Annotated in this window: 11 protein-coding genes; 8 read left to right on the plus strand and 3 right to left on the minus strand. The window is 62.6% G+C overall.

Features of this window, described 5'->3' with window-relative positions; translation table 11 throughout:
• Positions 1-119 precede the first annotated feature (119 nt).
• The 8 genes from ACODR6_RS10540 to ACODR6_RS10575 all read left to right on the plus strand — a co-directional run bounded on the left by ACODR6_RS10540 (position 120) and on the right by ACODR6_RS10575 (position 7,960).
• Positions 120-1,391, plus strand: coding sequence for a polyhydroxyalkanoate depolymerase (locus ACODR6_RS10540; protein WP_489022494.1), 1,272 nt, complete (start codon positions 120-122; stop codon positions 1,389-1,391).
• A gap of 144 nt (positions 1,392-1,535) precedes the next feature.
• A complete protein-coding gene (locus ACODR6_RS10545) occupies positions 1,536-1,970 on the plus strand; it encodes a DUF2852 domain-containing protein (protein ID WP_130282945.1) in 435 nt (144 codons plus the stop codon).
• 88 nt (positions 1,971-2,058) lie between these two features.
• Positions 2,059-2,823 (plus strand): YgjP family zinc-dependent metalloprotease, encoded by a 765-nt coding sequence (locus tag ACODR6_RS10550; RefSeq protein WP_112718018.1) that lies wholly within the window; start codon positions 2,059-2,061, stop codon positions 2,821-2,823.
• Between the two features lie 75 nt (positions 2,824-2,898).
• A complete protein-coding gene (locus ACODR6_RS10555) occupies positions 2,899-3,567 on the plus strand; it encodes a phosphoribosylanthranilate isomerase (RefSeq protein WP_130282941.1) in 669 nt (222 codons plus the stop codon).
• A 2-nt stretch (positions 3,568-3,569) separates the two neighbouring features.
• Positions 3,570-4,790, plus strand: coding sequence for a tryptophan synthase subunit beta (trpB, locus tag ACODR6_RS10560; RefSeq protein ID WP_489022495.1), 1,221 nt, complete (start codon positions 3,570-3,572; stop codon positions 4,788-4,790).
• Positions 4,791-4,793: 3 nt separating this feature from the next.
• Entirely contained in the window at positions 4,794-5,633 is an 840-nt protein-coding gene (gene trpA, locus ACODR6_RS10565) for a tryptophan synthase subunit alpha (protein WP_130282937.1), read from the plus strand.
• Between the two features lie 39 nt (positions 5,634-5,672).
• Positions 5,673-6,575: an acetyl-CoA carboxylase, carboxyltransferase subunit beta gene (accD, locus tag ACODR6_RS10570; protein ID WP_489022496.1), complete on the plus strand. Its 903-nt coding sequence runs from the start codon at positions 5,673-5,675 to the stop codon at positions 6,573-6,575.
• Between the two features lie 32 nt (positions 6,576-6,607).
• The gene (locus ACODR6_RS10575) at positions 6,608-7,960 is read left to right on the plus strand and encodes a bifunctional folylpolyglutamate synthase/dihydrofolate synthase (RefSeq protein ID WP_489022497.1); all 1,353 of its coding nucleotides are present in this window, start codon (positions 6,608-6,610) and stop codon (positions 7,958-7,960) included.
• 47 nt (positions 7,961-8,007) lie between these two features.
• Here ACODR6_RS10575 and trxA read toward each other — a convergent pair whose 3' ends face one another.
• The 3 genes from trxA to addB are packed head-to-tail and all read right to left on the minus strand — an operon-like array spanning position 8,008 to position 15,140.
• Positions 8,008-8,367: a thioredoxin gene (gene trxA, locus ACODR6_RS10580; RefSeq protein WP_162708728.1), complete on the minus strand. Its 360-nt coding sequence runs from the start codon at positions 8,365-8,367 to the stop codon at positions 8,008-8,010.
• Between the two features lie 37 nt (positions 8,368-8,404).
• Positions 8,405-11,953 (minus strand): double-strand break repair helicase AddA, encoded by a 3,549-nt coding sequence (gene addA / locus ACODR6_RS10585; RefSeq protein ID WP_489022498.1) that lies wholly within the window; start codon positions 11,951-11,953, stop codon positions 8,405-8,407.
• The gene (gene addB, locus ACODR6_RS10590) at positions 11,946-15,140 is read right to left on the minus strand and encodes a double-strand break repair protein AddB (protein WP_489022499.1); all 3,195 of its coding nucleotides are present in this window, start codon (positions 15,138-15,140) and stop codon (positions 11,946-11,948) included. Before addB ends, addA begins: the two co-directional genes overlap by 8 nt.
• Positions 15,141-15,142 lie beyond the last annotated feature (2 nt).

The following is a 15,142-nucleotide window of genomic DNA, read 5'->3' on the forward strand; positions in this document are numbered from 1 at the left end:
GTTGCTATGCAACAAAAGCCTGTTAATCTGCGTTGAAGTGCCAGCAGAGACGATGGAAAGAAGTGTGTGCCTGCCCCCAATGGCGCCGTCTTTTCCGGTAAAGAAAGGTGGCGCATCCGATGTTTTACCAGCTCTATGAACTGAACCATGCCGCAATGGCGCCCTTCCGGGCCGCCGCCGATGTGATGCGGCTTGCCTATGCCAATCCGCTCAATCCCTGGTCCCAGACCCCCTTCGGCCGAACGATTGCCGCCAGCCTCGAAATGTTCGAGCGCACCACCCGCCGCTACGGCAAGCCGGAGTTCGGCCTGCCCGAGACCGTGATCGGCGGCAAGAAGGTGAAGGTTCGCGAAGAGATCGTCTGGTCGCGCGCCTTCTGCAATCTCCTGCATTTCTCCCGCAATCTTCCTGCCGCCCATCCCGATCCGCGCATCCTGATCGTCGCACCGATGTCCGGCCACTATGCAACGCTGCTGCGCGGCACGGTCGAAGCGTTGCTGCCGAGCGCCGATATCTACATCACCGATTGGATCGACGCCCGCATGGTGCCGATGACCGAGGGCACTTTCGATTTCGACGATTACGTCGACTACGTCATCGAGATGCTGCATTTCCTCGGCCCGGACACGCATGTCATCGCCGTCTGTCAGCCCTCCGTGCCGGTCCTTGCGGCCGCTGCGGTAATGGAAGAGGCGAACGATCCGCTGTCGCCCGCGTCGATGACTCTGATGGGCGGCCCGATCGATACCCGCATCAACCCGACGGCCGTCAACAAGCTCGCAAAAGACAAGCCGTTGGAATGGTTTGCCGATAACGTCATCATGAATGTTCCCTGGCCGCAGCCGGGCTTCATGCGTCCCGTTTATCCGGGCTTCCTGCAGCTGTCGGGCTTCATGTCGATGAATCTCGACCGCCATGTGATTGCGCACAAGGAATTCTTCATGCACCTCGTGAAGAACGACGGTGAGCCGGAGAAGCATCGTGATTTCTACGACGAATATCTGGCAGTCATGGATCTGACGGCAGAATTCTATCTGCAGACGGTCGATCAGGTGTTTATCAAGCACGCGCTGCCGAAGGGCGAACTTGTCCATCGCGGCAAGCTCGTCGATCCCTCGGCAATCCGCAATGTCGCGTTGCTCACCGTCGAAGGCGAGAATGACGACATCTCCGGCGTCGGCCAGACCAAGGCCGCCCAGACGATCTGCACCAACATCCCCGACAACATGCGCATGCACTACCTGCAGCCCGATGTCGGCCATTACGGTGTCTTCAACGGCTCCCGCTTCCGCCGCGAGATCGCGCCCCGCATCGTCAGCTTCGTCAACGAGCACTCCCGCTCGTCGAAGCCTTCGGTCAAGCGCGTCATCAAGGGCGGCAAATCCGCCTGAGTTAGCGGATGCTGAATTAATCAAGCCCGCTCAAGGCTTTGTCCGATTTTGCCGGAAATCGCCTTGAAGGCGCGGGTAGCGGTAACCACATCGATTTTCAGCATTCGGTATTCTGCCGGGTGCAGAAAGCGAGGATACCGCACGATGAACCAGTCAGCATTGCTCCGCCCGGATTGGACTCCGGCTACCATTGCCTTGATGGTGCTCGGCTTCGTGGTCTTCTGGCCCCTGGGCCTGGCCATGCTTGCCTATATCATCTTCGGCGAACGCCTTCGCGGCTTCAAGCGCGATGCCAACAGCACGGCAGATAGCTTCTTTGCAGGCTGCCGCCGCTCGCGTGACCGTTACCGCCCGCATTTCACCACCGGCAACGTCGCTTTTGACGATTGGAGGAAGGCTGAGCTCGACCGCATCGAAGAAGAGCGCCGCAAGCTCGACGAAATGCGCGAGGAGTTCGACAACTACATGCGCGAACTTCGCCGCGCCAAGGATCAGGAAGAGTTCGACCGCTTCATGCGCGATCGCAAGAACGCCAAGCGCGACGACAACGGCCCGGTCGCCGAGTTCCAGACGCCGTAACCAGTGCCCGGAAATGAGGATCGAACCGGCATCCCCGATGCCGGTTTTTCTTTGCCCGGATTTGCCGCGAATCGTATAGAAAAGCCCTATGTTTCCGCTTCTTTCAAAGCCGCGGCGGCCTGCCGCCCGAAAGCCTGCGCCGCCCGAAACGCGGACGCTTGACGTGGCGGGCCGGCTGATGCCGCTGACGATCAAGCAGCATGATCGCGCCACGCGCATCACGCTGCGCATCGAGCCCGGCGGCCGCGCGCTGAAGATGACCGTTCCCCGCGGCCTGGCGCAGCGCGAAGTCAACGCTTTCCTGGACCGGCATCAGGGCTGGCTTCTAACCAAACTTGCAAAGTTTTCGCCGGAGACTGGCCTTCGCGACGGCGGCGAGATCCTTTTCCGCGGCATTCGCCACCGGATCCAGCATACCGGTAGCCTGCGCGGCCTGACGGAAACCGCGATCATCGATGGCTACCATGTCCTCAAGGTCAGCGGCATGCCGGAGCATCTCGGCCGGCGGATCGCCACCTTCCTGAAAAAGGAAGCTCGCGCCGATCTTGAGAGACTGGCGCATTTCCACGCCCGCTCGATCAAGGCGCCGATCAAGTCCATCTCGATGAAGGATACCCGCAGCCGATGGGGATCCTGCTCTTCTGAAGGCAACCTGAGTTTTTCCTGGCGCATCGTCATGGCGCCGCCCTCCGTCATCGACTATCTCGCTGCCCATGAAGTGGCCCATCTCAAGGAGATGAACCACGGGCCACGGTTCTGGGCGCTGTGCGAAAAGCTCTGCCCGGATATGGACGAGGCCAAGGGCTGGCTGAAGCGCCACGGCAGCCTGCTTCACGCCATCGATTTCGACTGAGCGGAAACCGCGGGAAATTAAGCCTTCGTCGCAAATTGGCTCGACTCAGCAGCCTTTTCGTGTCACTCCGCTGCCATGAAACCGGACATCAAAATCTGCGGCCTCAAGACTGCCGAGGCGATTGACCGCGCGTTGGCGCGCGGCGCGACCCATATCGGCTTCATCTTCTTCGAAAAGAGCCCGCGCTATATCGAGCCGGACGTCGCCGGAAGGCTTGCCGAGGCAGCCCGTGGCAAGGCCAAGATCGTTGCCGTCACGGTGAACCCCACCAACGACGATCTCGATGAAATCGTTGCGCTTTTGCGCCCGGATATGATTCAGCTGCACGGCGACGAAAGCCCGGAACGCGTTTTGACCATAAAGGCCGTTTACGGTCTTCCGGTCATGAAGGCCTTCTCGGTCCGTACCTCCGAAGATCTGCAGCGCGTCGAAGCCTATATCGGTATTGCCGACCGGTTCCTGTTCGATGCCAAGCCCCCGAAGGGCTCTGAATTGCCCGGCGGTAACGGCGTTTCCTTCGACTGGAGCCTGCTCAGCTGGCTTGACGACAGCGTGGATTACATGCTTTCCGGAGGGCTGAACAAGGATAACATTGCCGAAGCCATGGCGATCACCAAGGCGCCGGGTATCGACGTTTCCTCCGGTGTCGAGAGTGCCCCGGGTACCAAGGACGTCGTGATGATCGACAGATTTTTCGATGCGGTCGAGAAGGCGTGTGAGCCCGAAACCGTTTCAGGGAGTTGAGAGTGAACGATACGCCTAAACCGAATTCTTTCCGTTCCGGCCCCGATGAAGACGGCCGTTTCGGCATCTATGGCGGCCGTTTCGTCGCCGAGACGCTGATGCCCCTGATCCTCGACCTGCAGGCTGAGTGGGACAAGGCGAAGGACGACCCGGAATTCCAGGCGCAACTCAAGCATCTCGGCACGCACTATATCGGCCGCCCGAGCCCGCTCTACTTCGCCGAACGCCTGACAGCTGAACTCGGCGGCGCAAAGATCTACTTCAAGCGCGAAGAGCTGAACCACACTGGCTCGCACAAGATCAACAACTGCATCGGCCAGATCCTGCTGGCCAAACGCATGGGCAAGACCCGCATCATCGCCGAGACCGGTGCCGGCCAGCACGGCGTTGCCTCGGCAACGGTTGCCGCCCGCTTCGGCCTTCCCTGCGTCGTCTACATGGGTGCCACCGACGTCGAGCGTCAGGCGCCGAACGTGTTCCGCATGAAGCTCCTCGGCGCCGAAGTGAAGCCGGTGACGGCTGGCCACGGCACGCTGAAGGACGCCATGAACGAGGCGCTGCGTGACTGGGTTACCAATGTCGAAGACACCTATTACCTGATCGGCACCGCTGCTGGTCCGCATCCCTATCCGGAAATGGTTCGCGATTTCCAGGCCGTCATCGGCACCGAAGCCAAGCAGCAGATGCTTGAGGCCGAAGGGCGTCTGCCGGATCTCGTCGTCGCGGCCGTCGGCGGTGGTTCGAATGCGATCGGCATCTTCCATCCGTTTCTCGATGACGAAGGCGTCAAGATCGTTGGCGTCGAAGCCGGCGGCAAGGGTCTGCAGGGCGACGAGCATTGTGCTTCGATCACCGCCGGTTCGCCCGGCGTTCTGCATGGAAACCGAACCTATCTGCTGCAGGACGGCGACGGCCAGATCAAGGAAGGCCATTCGATTTCGGCCGGCCTCGACTATCCCGGCATCGGCCCGGAGCATTCCTACCTGAACGATATCGGCCGTGTCGAATATGTTCCGATCATGGACCACGAAGCGCTGGAAGCCTTCCAGACGCTGACGCGCCTCGAAGGCATCATTCCGGCGCTCGAGCCGTCGCATGCGCTGGCTGAAGTCATCAAGCGCGCGCCAAAGATGGGCAAGGACGAGATCATCCTGATGAACCTCTCCGGCCGCGGCGACAAGGACATCTTCACTGTCGGCAAGATTCTCGGAATGGGTGCTTAAGTCATGACCGCACGTATGGACAAACGCTTTGCCGATCTGAAGGCCGAGGGCCGCCCGGCGCTGGTCACCTATTTCATGGGCGGCGATCCGGATTACGAAACCTCGCTCGGCATCATGAAGGCGCTGCCGGAAGCCGGTTCCGATATCATCGAGCTCGGCATGCCCTTCTCGGATCCGATGGCCGATGGCCCGGCGATCCAGCTTGCAGGCCAGCGCGCGCTGAAGGGCGGTCAGACGCTCAAGAAGACGCTGCAGCTCGCTGCCGACTTCCGCAAGTCCGATGACGCGACGCCGATCGTCATGATGGGTTACTACAACCCGATCTACATCTACGGCGTCGAGAAGTTTCTCGATGATGCACTCGCCGCCGGCATCGACGGCCTGATCGTCGTCGACCTGCCACCGGAAATGGATGACGAGCTCTGCATTCCGGCGATCCGCAAGGGCATCAACTTCATCCGCCTGGCAACGCCGACGACGGATGAGAAGCGCCTGCCGGCCGTTCTGAAGAACACTTCGGGCTTCGTCTATTATGTCTCGATGAACGGCATCACCGGCTCGGCTCTGCCCGATCCGTCGCTGGTCTCGGGCGCCGTAAAGCGCATCAAGCAGCACACCGATCTGCCTGTCTGCGTCGGCTTTGGCGTCAAGACGGCCGATCATGCAAAAGTCATCGGCGGCTCGGCTGATGGCGTCGTCGTCGGCACCGCCATCGTCAATCAGGTGGCCACAAGCTTGACCAAGGACGGAAAAGCGACAGCTGATACGGTTCAGGCCGTTGCCACGCTCGTCCGCGGTCTTTCATCCGGAACGCGTTCGGCGCGCCTTGTTGCTGCCGAATAGTGTCCCCACATTGGCTGTAGTCAATCAGGAGTTTTTGATTTGAACTGGATCACCAATTACGTCCGCCCGCGGATCAATTCCATGCTGGGCCGCCGTGAAGTTCCGGAAAATCTCTGGATCAAGTGCCCGGAAACGGGCGAGATGGTCTTCCACAAGGATCTGGAAGACAACAAGTGGGTCATCCCTGCTTCCGGCTATCACATGAAGATGCCGGCAAAGGCACGCCTTGCCGACCTGTTCGACAACGGCGAATATGAAGCGCTGGTCCAGCCGAAGGTGGCTCAGGACCCGCTGAAGTTCCGCGATTCCAAGAAATACACCGACCGTCTGCGCGACAGCCGCCTGAAGACAGAGCAGGAAGACACGATCGTCGCCGGCGTCGGCAAGGTTTGCGGTCTGAAGCTCGTCGCCGTCGTTCATGAGTTCAACTTCATGGGCGGCTCGCTCGGCATTGCTGCCGGTGAAGCGATCGTCAAGGCATTCGAGCGCGCTATCGCCGAAAAGTGCCCGCTCGTCATGTTCCCGGCTTCGGGCGGCGCCCGCATGCAGGAAGGCATTCTCTCGCTGATGCAGCTGCCGCGCACGACCGTTGCCGTCGACATGCTGAAGGAAGCAGGCCAGCCCTATATCGTCGTTCTCACCAACCCGACAACGGGCGGCGTCACGGCGTCTTACGCCATGCTCGGCGACATGCATCTGGCAGAGCCGGGCGCTGAAATCTGCTTCGCCGGCAAGCGCGTCATCGAACAGACGATCCGCGAAAAGCTGCCGGAAGGCTTCCAGACCTCGGAATACCTGCTGGAACACGGCATGGTCGACATGGTCGTGAAGCGCCACGATATCCCGGATACACTGGCGCGCGTCCTGAAGATCCTGACCAAGAAGCCGGCAAACACCGTTGCAACCAATGGCAGCGCGGTCGCCCTGGCAGCGAGCGCCTGATCGATCCAGAACCTGCCTCAGCGGAGGGCCGAATGATACCTAGGGGTCAGACCGTCGTGAGCGAGGCAGCACAGGAAATCGACAAGCTCTTGGAATTGCACCCCAAGGGCTTCGATCTTTCGCTGGAGCGGATCACCCGCCTGCTCGAAATTCTCGGAAACCCGCAGGACAAGCTCCCGCGGATTATCCACGTTGCCGGTACCAACGGCAAAGGATCGGTGACGGCCTTCTGCCGTGCCCTGCTTGAAGCGGGGGGCTATAGCGTCCACGTCCATACCTCTCCGCATCTGGTCAACTGGCACGAGCGCTACCGTATGGGCGTCAAGGGCGGCCGCGGCGAGCTCGTCGAAGACGCCGTATTTGCCGGTGCCGTCCGCCGCGTCGCTGAAGCCAATGCCGGCCAGAAGATCACCGTTTTCGAAATCCTGACCGCCGTCACCTTCCTGCTCTTTTCAGAGCATCCGGCCGATGCCGCGGTCATCGAAGTCGGCCTCGGCGGCCGCTTCGATGCGACCAATGTCATCTCCGATCCGGCTGTCTCGGTCATCATGCCGATCTCGCTCGATCACCAGCCCTATCTCGGCGATCGCGTCGAGCTGATCGCCGCCGAAAAGGCAGGCATCATGAAGCCGAAGCATCCCGTCGTGATTGGCCAGCAGCCCTATGATGCCGCCCTCGAAGTGCTGATGTCGACTGCCGAGCGGCTGCATTGCCCGACCGCCGTCTACGGCCAGGACTTCATGGCTCATGAAGAATATGGCCGCCTGGTCTATCAGGATGAGTTCGGCCTCGCCGACCTGCCGCTGCCGCGCCTCCCGGGCCGCCATCAATATGCCAATGCCGCCGCTGCCATCCGCGCCGTCAAGGCTGCGGGCTTCGTCGTCACGGAAGCGATGATGGAAAAGGCACTGGGAAGCGTCGAGTGGGCCGGTCGTCTGCAGCGGCTCACCGATGGTCGGCTGATGGCGAATGCGCCCGCTGGTGCTGAAATCTGGGTTGATGGCGGGCACAATCCCGGCGCCGGCGAAGTCATTGCCGAGGCCATGGCGAATTTCGAGGAAAAGCAGCCGCGGCCGCTTTATCTGATCACCGGCATGATCAACACCAAGGATCCGGTCGGTTATTTCAAGGCATTCGCGGGTTTGGCCGAAAAGGTCTTCTGCGTCCCGATCCGCGGTAGCGATGCGATGATCGACCCGGTCATTCTCGCTAACGCGGCCTATGATGCCGGTCTGGTTGCCGAGCCGATGTCGACGGTCGGCGAAGCGCTGGATGCGATCAAGGAAATCCTCGATCCGGCAAAGCCGCCGCCGCGCATTCTGGTCGGCGGGTCGCTCTACCTCGTAGGCGACGTGCTCTCGGACAACGGCACACCGCCGAAATGAAAAAGCCCGGTCGAAACCGGGCTTTTTCTTTGAGATATCAACGCGCATTAAGCGGCGCTGGAAATCCAGTTCGACAGAGCCGTCTTCGGAGCGGCGCCGACCTTGATGTCAGCGACTTCGCCAGCCTTGAAGATTGCGAGCGTCGGGATCGAGCGAACGCCGAACTGGGCAGCCAGTTCCGGGTTTTCGTCGATGTTGAGCTTGGCGACCTTCACCTTGCCGGCGAGCTCGGTCGAGATTTCCTCGAGGCTCGGGGCGATCATCTTGCACGGGCCGCACCACTCAGCCCAGAAATCGACAACGACGGGCTCTGCGGATTCCAGAACTTCCGACTGGAAGTTATTGATATCGACTTTCACGGTAGCCATAGGCTGCTCCTTTGCGGGGAATTTGCTGTTGACCCACATGTGATGGTGCGGCGTCACAATTTCAATGACCGGTATTTCACTTTGTCTTGAGTCCCGCAAGCGCCAATTCTAGGGTGCGCTCGCTCAGCCGGTGAACGGCTGCGTTCTCGGTATAGACCAGCACGCATTCGACCGGCTTGCCGGGATAAAGCGGCGCCAGGATCTCGCGATAGATCGCAAGCTGCGCCTTGTGCGCATAGGGAACGGCCTCTTCCGTCTCCGGCGGCACCCGGTTCGTCTTGTAATCCAGAATAACAATGCGGTCGTCGAGCACGGCCAATCTGTCGATCCGCCCGGAAACCGCATACTGCTTGTCCTCAAGCGTCAGCGTTCCCATGATCGAGACTTCCGGCTGCGCATGCGCCGAAAAGACCGGCTGCAGGCTCTGCTCCGTCAATAGTTTCAGAACCGAATCGACGAGCCGGTCCCGTTCGCCTTGAGGCCAGTGCCGCGCTGTCCTGATGACATAGCGTTCGGCCGCAGAGGCGCGTTCCGCTGCCGGAATATCGGGGAGCATCTGCAGCATGCGGTGGATCAGGCGGCCTTTCTCCAGCGACCGGTCGGATCGCGGCGGCTCGCTGAAAAGCGGCGAAGCGACCAGCAGATCGTCCGCCTCTTCATCGATGATCGTTCCGGCGCCCGATGGGCTGAGCGGCCGCGGCAGCTGTCTTTGCGGCGGCAGCGGCCGGAGCATCGCTGCGGGCAGCTCGTGCTTGTCCTGCAGATCCTCCCGCGGCTCGGCCCGTTCGAAGCTGCGCTCGACCTGCGGTACGCGCCACGTCACGCCGGGCCAGCTACCGTCCGGCCCGTCAAACTCCACCGCCGTCACATGCGGATGGCTGTCGCTCATCGCAGCGGAGATCATCGCATGCCAAGTCTCGGCGTTGGCGCGCACGCCGCGATAGCCGCAGACGACCAGCCGGTCGGCCGCGCGCGTCATCGCCACGTAAAGCAGCCGGCGATATTCCTCTTCCGCCAGCGTCTGGATGCGTGCGGCATCGGCCTGCGTCCGCGAATTGGCAAGATCACTGACCGGCACCCAGACCGGCATCGGCTCGCTATTGGCCGTCTCAAGCAGCCGCAGCTTCGGCATATGCGTGTGGGTAAAGGCCTTGCCACCGCTATCGACCAGGAAGACGATCGGTGCTTCCAGACCCTTCGAGGCATGCACGGTCATGATCCGGACTTCGTTGCGGCCCTTGTCCTGCTCGCGCTTCACCTCCGGCGCCTCGAGCTCCAGCGTCGAGATGAAGGATTGCAGGCCGGGCAAGCCGGAGCTTTCGTGATCGAGCGCAAAGGTCAGGAACTCGTCCAGGATGTCGCTGACCTCGGTGCCGAGCCGGGCAAGAAACTGCCGGCGTCCGCCATGCACGCCAAGCACCCGGGCGTAGAAATCGTGAACCGAGAGCGCTCGCGACTGGTCGAGAAACAGCTTCAGCCGCTTTTCCGCTTCCGCATAGGCGTCGTGACCGTCGGCACCGAAGCTTTGCAGATGGCTCCAGACGCTCTGATGCTCGCCGCGAAGGGCGGCCAGAGCAAAGACCTGATCCTCAGAGAGATCGAAGAGCGGACTTTTCAGCACCGCCGCCAGCGAGAGATCATCCTGCGGCAGAAGCAGGAAACGGCCAAGCGCTAGAAGATCCTGCACGGCGATATGGCTCGTCAGGCGCAGACGGTCGGCACCGGCCACCGGAATATTGTTTCGGCGCTTCAGCGCTCGGGTCAGCGCATTCACGAAGCTGTCGCGCTTGCGCACCAGAACGAGAATGTCGCCGGCCTCGATCAGCCGCTCCTTGCCCTTCTCGACGATCGTTTCGCGTCCCACGAGCTTCTCGATCGTATGGGCCATGCGCCGGGCAAGGATCGCCGGCGGCGCGCTTTCCGGCGTCGCATCGAAGGGAGCCGTCCAGTCTTCGTCCTTGATGACCGTCTCGGGCGCGACCATCTCCCAGAGATCGACAGCACCGGGATGGCCAATGCGGCTCGAGCGGTGAATGACCGGCTCGCCCTCGGCGCTCAGCCCTCTGGCGTTCTCCGGCGGCAGGAAGACGTGGTCGACTGCAGCCAGCACATCCGATGTCGAGCGGAAGGAGAGCGGCAGGCGCACCGGCGTGAACTGCTGGCCGCTCGCCTGTACCTTGCGCTGCGTTCGCTTGCTCTCTTCGGAGAAACGCTCCGGCCGCGCGCCCTGAAACGAATAGATCGACTGCTTCTCGTCGCCGACAGCAAACAGCGTGCGCACCACCGGCCGGGCGCTCTCGCCGGAGAAGAAGTCTTCCGCCAGAGACTGGATGACGCTCCACTGGATCGGGCTGGTATCCTGCGCCTCGTCGACGAGGATATGATCGATGCCCTGATCGAGCTTGTAATGGATCCAGGGGCCGACGCCGCTTTTCGTCAGAAGATCGGCCGTACGGGTGATCAGATCCTCGAAGTCCAGATGGCTGCGCTGCTTCTTCAGGTCTTCGTAGTCGCGGTTCAGCCGTTCGGCGAGAACCAGCGCGGCATGCGTCGCGGTAAACATCCGCATGATCTTCAGCCGGTCGCGGCAGGTAACGACATGGTCGCGCGCCGCGGCGATCGCTGCCGTCAGTTCCGGCGCATCGGCGAGCATTGCCTTCACGGTGAACTGCGAATCCGATTTCGGTTCACCTTTCACCGTGAGGAAGATCTTCTCCAGCAACTCGGCGCGCTTGGCCGCATTGCGTTCGTTCGACGCCTGGCGAAGCCCGTAGGCGACTTCCTGTGCCTTGGCGCCGCCCTTCTGCGCCGCAAGCGACATGTAGAGGTCGAGCGTCAGGCCGGAGAGATCGGGAAGCGGCCAATATTGGCTAGCGATGTCGGCCTCGGTCTCCGTAGGCGAAAGCCTGAGGCTTTTGCGCAGGGCCATGGCGATGCCGCCCTGTGCTTCGGCAACGGCCGTGAAGCGGCGGATGGCATTGCGATTGGCAACGATCTCTTCGAGCAGCGCTTCCAGCCCGCTTTCGTCGCCAAGATTGAGAACATAGGCGAAGGCTTCGGCGAGCGTCGCATCCTCTTCCGGCGCCGTTGCTGTCAGAAGCGAGCGCCGGGCATCCGCGAGCAGCGTTGCCGCTGCCCGGTCGTCGAGCACCGAGAAATGTCCGGCGACATTGGCTTCCAGTGGAAACTGGTGCAGCAGCGCTTCGCAGAAGGCGTGGATCGTCTGGATCTTCAATCCACCCGGCGTTTCCAGCGCCTTGGCAAACAGCCGCCGAGCTTCGGCAAGCTTCACCCTGTCAGGCATCTCGCCTTCGATCTGGCCGATCCGCTTGCTGAGTTCCTCATCCGGCAAGACAGCCCAGTCGGCCAGCCGGGCAAAGACGCGGTTCGACATCTCGGAGGCCGCAGCCTTGGTATAGGTGAGGCAGAGGATGGCCGAGGGCCGGGCGCCCGCAAGCAGCAGGCGGATAACGCGCTGCGTCAGAACATGCGTCTTGCCGGATCCGGCATTGGCCGACACCCAGGCCGAGCGTTGAGGATCGGAGGCGATCGCCTGCTGGATCGTCGTCCAGCTGATCCAGGTGCCGGGATCGTCGCTCTCGGGGAGGGCCGTCACGTCATTCATCACCACCGGCCTCCTCGTCTTCCGCTGTCGACCATTCGGAAACGCGAGCCAGATGGTCGTAGTCCCCACCGAAATCGAACTGCTGGGCGGGAATGAGCCGCGAGGTGAAGCCGCGCTCGCCGGACTGCAGCAGCGAAACGAACTTGATCAGCTGGTCGATCGACTCTTCTGCAAGGTCGAGCGCCGATTTCGCTTTGTCGCTGCGTGCCGAATTCTCGTTGTTGACGGTATCGGCGCGGAAACGGTTGCCGGGCCGCAGCCGCACGTAGAGCAGATCCTGCGGCACCAGACTTCCGGCATCCCGGAAGGCGCCAGCGCTCAAGGCTGCCGCTTCAAGCGCCAGCTGCGGATCGAGCAGGGTACGTGCCTGGGCAGGAGAGGGGTTGTAACCCGTCTTGTAGTCGATGATATCGGCGGCCTTCGGCCCGGTTATGTCGATGCGGTCTGCCACGCCGGTCAGCCGGATATTGACGGTATCGAGCTCGACGCTGCCGCGAACTTCGGTAAAGGTCCGGCGGATCGCCGGGCGGCGCTCGGCTTCCCAATCTAGAAAGGCGCGGGCCACCTCGCGGAAGCGTGGGCGCCAGACGGCATCGATATGGGCCGGCAGCTCCTCCATGTCGAAAAGCTCGGTCAGGATGCGCTCCATTGCCGATTCACCCTCCAGCGTCCCGGCAATATGCCCTTCACGGACGAAGCGGTCGATGATCGCGTGATAGAGCGTCCCGCGCTCGGCCGCGCCCGGATCGCGATTGAAGGGATCGACAGGATCGAGACGCAGTATGCGCCGGGCATAGATCGCATAGGGATCACGGCGCAGACGGCCGACTTCGCTGAAGGAATAGGATTTCGGCTGCAGCTCGGCCGGCGGAACCGGGGAGGGGCGCTGGGCCGGTGCCTGCGGCTTGCCTTCGTCGAGCAGATTGACCCAATGCACGTATTTTTCGCCGCGCCCCCTCAGGCCTGCCTCGAAGTCCGTGCCGCCAAGCGCCAGCAACCGCTGCAGCCAGCGGGAGGCGACCGTCGGCGTCGAGCCTTGGCGCAGCGCACGCGAATAGATCAGCTTCCGGGTGCCGTTCGCCATCTCGAAGTCATGGGCGAGCTGGCCGATGCGCCGCTCCGGCGGCTCCAGGCCGATCTCCGTCTTCATCATCCGCGAGATGAAGGGATTATTGGCCGTCTGGCCCGGCCAGGAGCCCTCGTTCAGGCCGCCGAGGATCAGCGTATCGACATTCTGGAGGCGGGCTTCGAGCGTACCGAATATGAAGACGCGCGGATGGGCGAGCGCCCGGGGTTTCGCTGCCTGGCCCGCTGAAAGCGCTGCCATGATATCGATCCATTGCGGACCGTCGGCTTCCAGTTGACCCTCTGTTTCCATCACCTCGGCAAGCAGCCCGGCCAGCGCATCACCGGCTTCACCGCTCCAGAGGCCGGAGAGATCGCCGCGCGCATCGCGGGCCAGCGCTTCCAGCGCGCGGCCGGTGCGTTCCGCCCATTCGGAAAGTGTGAACTTGGCAGTCAGCCCGCGCCCATCGGCACTGCGTCTGACCAGGGTTGAAACCAAAGGCTCCGTGGCGCCGGTGATCCGTGTGGCGAGATCGCGCGCCTGGTCGATGGCATCGGCGGGCAGCGTCTTGCGCCAGTGCGGCGCATGCCGGTCGTCGCGCTGTTCGAAGAGCTGCCGTTCCAGAAGGGCGTTTAGCGTCGCGATATCGACATCCGCCACGCCGCCACGCAATGCCAGCAGCTCAAGCGCCTCCACGGCACTGGTGAGCGCTGCCTTGTCGAGGCCGAAATGGCTCAGTGGGTGTTTCAGCAGGGCGACGAGCGCGACGGGATCACCCGGCCGCAGGGTCGCCTCAAGGACGAGCTGCAGGAACGTACCCTGCGGCATCGCCGCCAGCGGCGTGCCGGCGGAGTCGTCGGCGAGGATGCCGAAACGCGCCAGCTCGGACATGACGCGCCGGGCGAGGTTGCGGTCTGGCGTGATCAGCGCCGCCTGGCTTTCGCCGTTTCGCCCCGGCTCCTCGAGGGCAAGGCGCAGAGCAATGGCGATCGCGGTTGCCTCCTCACGCTCGTTTGCCGCTTCGATCAGCGCCACATCGGCAAAGCCGGATGCAATGGCATCGCCGGGCAGCTCGCTCTTCCATTCGCCCCAACCGCTGGTCGCTTCTGCAGGTGCGAGCGCCCGGGATAGGACTTCGGCACGCTGGCGCAGCGCCGGCTCCGCTTCGACGATCGGCGTGACATCATTGCGTGTCAGCTTCAGCCGCTTCAGGAGATGAGAAAGGCCATATTGCGAATGGCTGCGGCTCGCCGGATTGACGGGCCGTCCGGAGATCGGCTCCGGCGCGACCATCCGCCAATGCTCGTCCGGCATGGAAAGATCGAGGCCGGGCAGCACGATAACGCCTTCGGGCAGATCGGTTACGGCGGCGATCAGGTCGGCCGTCGCCGGCACCGAACCGGTCGAACCGGCGATAATGATCGGCCCGGCAGGATGCGAAGTTGCGAGCCGGTTGGCCTCGGCACGCAGGATCGCATTGCGGTGGCGCGCCGGCGAAGAGCGTCCGAGCTCGGCCAGCCGCTCCGGCCAGAAGGCGCTGGCGATCTGCAGAAATTCCGCCGTCAGCTGCCACCAGAGCGCATGGTCGGCGGCATCGAGCTTGGCAAGCTCGCTCCAGTCGCGATCATCGGTCTCGATCGAATCGATCAGCTCCGCCAGATTGCGCGCCAGCCAGATGGCATCGGCCGGGCTTGCCGGGGCCACCAGCGGCGAATCCGAATGGATGTGGCGAACGATCTCCGGCAGCTTGTTGCGCCAGGCAAGGATCAGCCGCGCGAGCTCCAGAAGGCGGGCCGTGTTGGACAGCGGCTGCGCCAGATCGAGCGTCGCGGGCAGCGCCTCGTCGAAGTAGCCGCTGTCATCGTCGGTTTCCCCGAGCGGCCGGATGACCGGGAGAATCGCCGAGCGGCCGCCGAGCAGATCGACGAATTCTGATCGCAGGACGCGTGCGGCACGCCGCGTCGGCAGGTAGATCGTCACCTTCGACAGCGATAACGGATCGGCCGGGTCGTGCCGGAAATGCGGTGTTAACCGGCCATCGCAGAGCGTCTCCGCGAGTGTCTTCAGAAAGGGCACACCGGCAGGGATCGTCAGGATTCGCGGCTGGTGGCGCTCGCTCATCG

This window comes from Rhizobium sp. FG96 (genome assembly GCF_057808655.1).

Coding starts and splice junctions, on each gene's coding strand:
- ACODR6_RS10540 (WP_489022494.1), top strand. CDS start 120: ATGTTTTACCAGCTCTATGAACTGAACCATGCCGCAATGGCGCCCTTC.
- ACODR6_RS10545 (WP_130282945.1), top strand. CDS start 1,536: ATGAACCAGTCAGCATTGCTCCGCCCGGATTGGACTCCGGCTACCATT.
- ACODR6_RS10550 (WP_112718018.1), top strand. CDS start 2,059: ATGTTTCCGCTTCTTTCAAAGCCGCGGCGGCCTGCCGCCCGAAAGCCT.
- ACODR6_RS10555 (WP_130282941.1), top strand. CDS start 2,899: ATGAAACCGGACATCAAAATCTGCGGCCTCAAGACTGCCGAGGCGATT.
- trpA (WP_130282937.1), top strand. CDS start 4,794: ATGACCGCACGTATGGACAAACGCTTTGCCGATCTGAAGGCCGAGGGC.
- ACODR6_RS10575 (WP_489022497.1), top strand. CDS start 6,608: ATGATACCTAGGGGTCAGACCGTCGTGAGCGAGGCAGCACAGGAAATC.
- trxA (WP_162708728.1), bottom strand. CDS start 8,367: ATGTGGGTCAACAGCAAATTCCCCGCAAAGGAGCAGCCTATGGCTACC.
- addA (WP_489022498.1), bottom strand. CDS start 11,953: ATGAATGACGTGACGGCCCTCCCCGAGAGCGACGATCCCGGCACCTGG.
- addB (WP_489022499.1), bottom strand. CDS start 15,140: ATGAGCGAGCGCCACCAGCCGCGAATCCTGACGATCCCTGCCGGTGTG.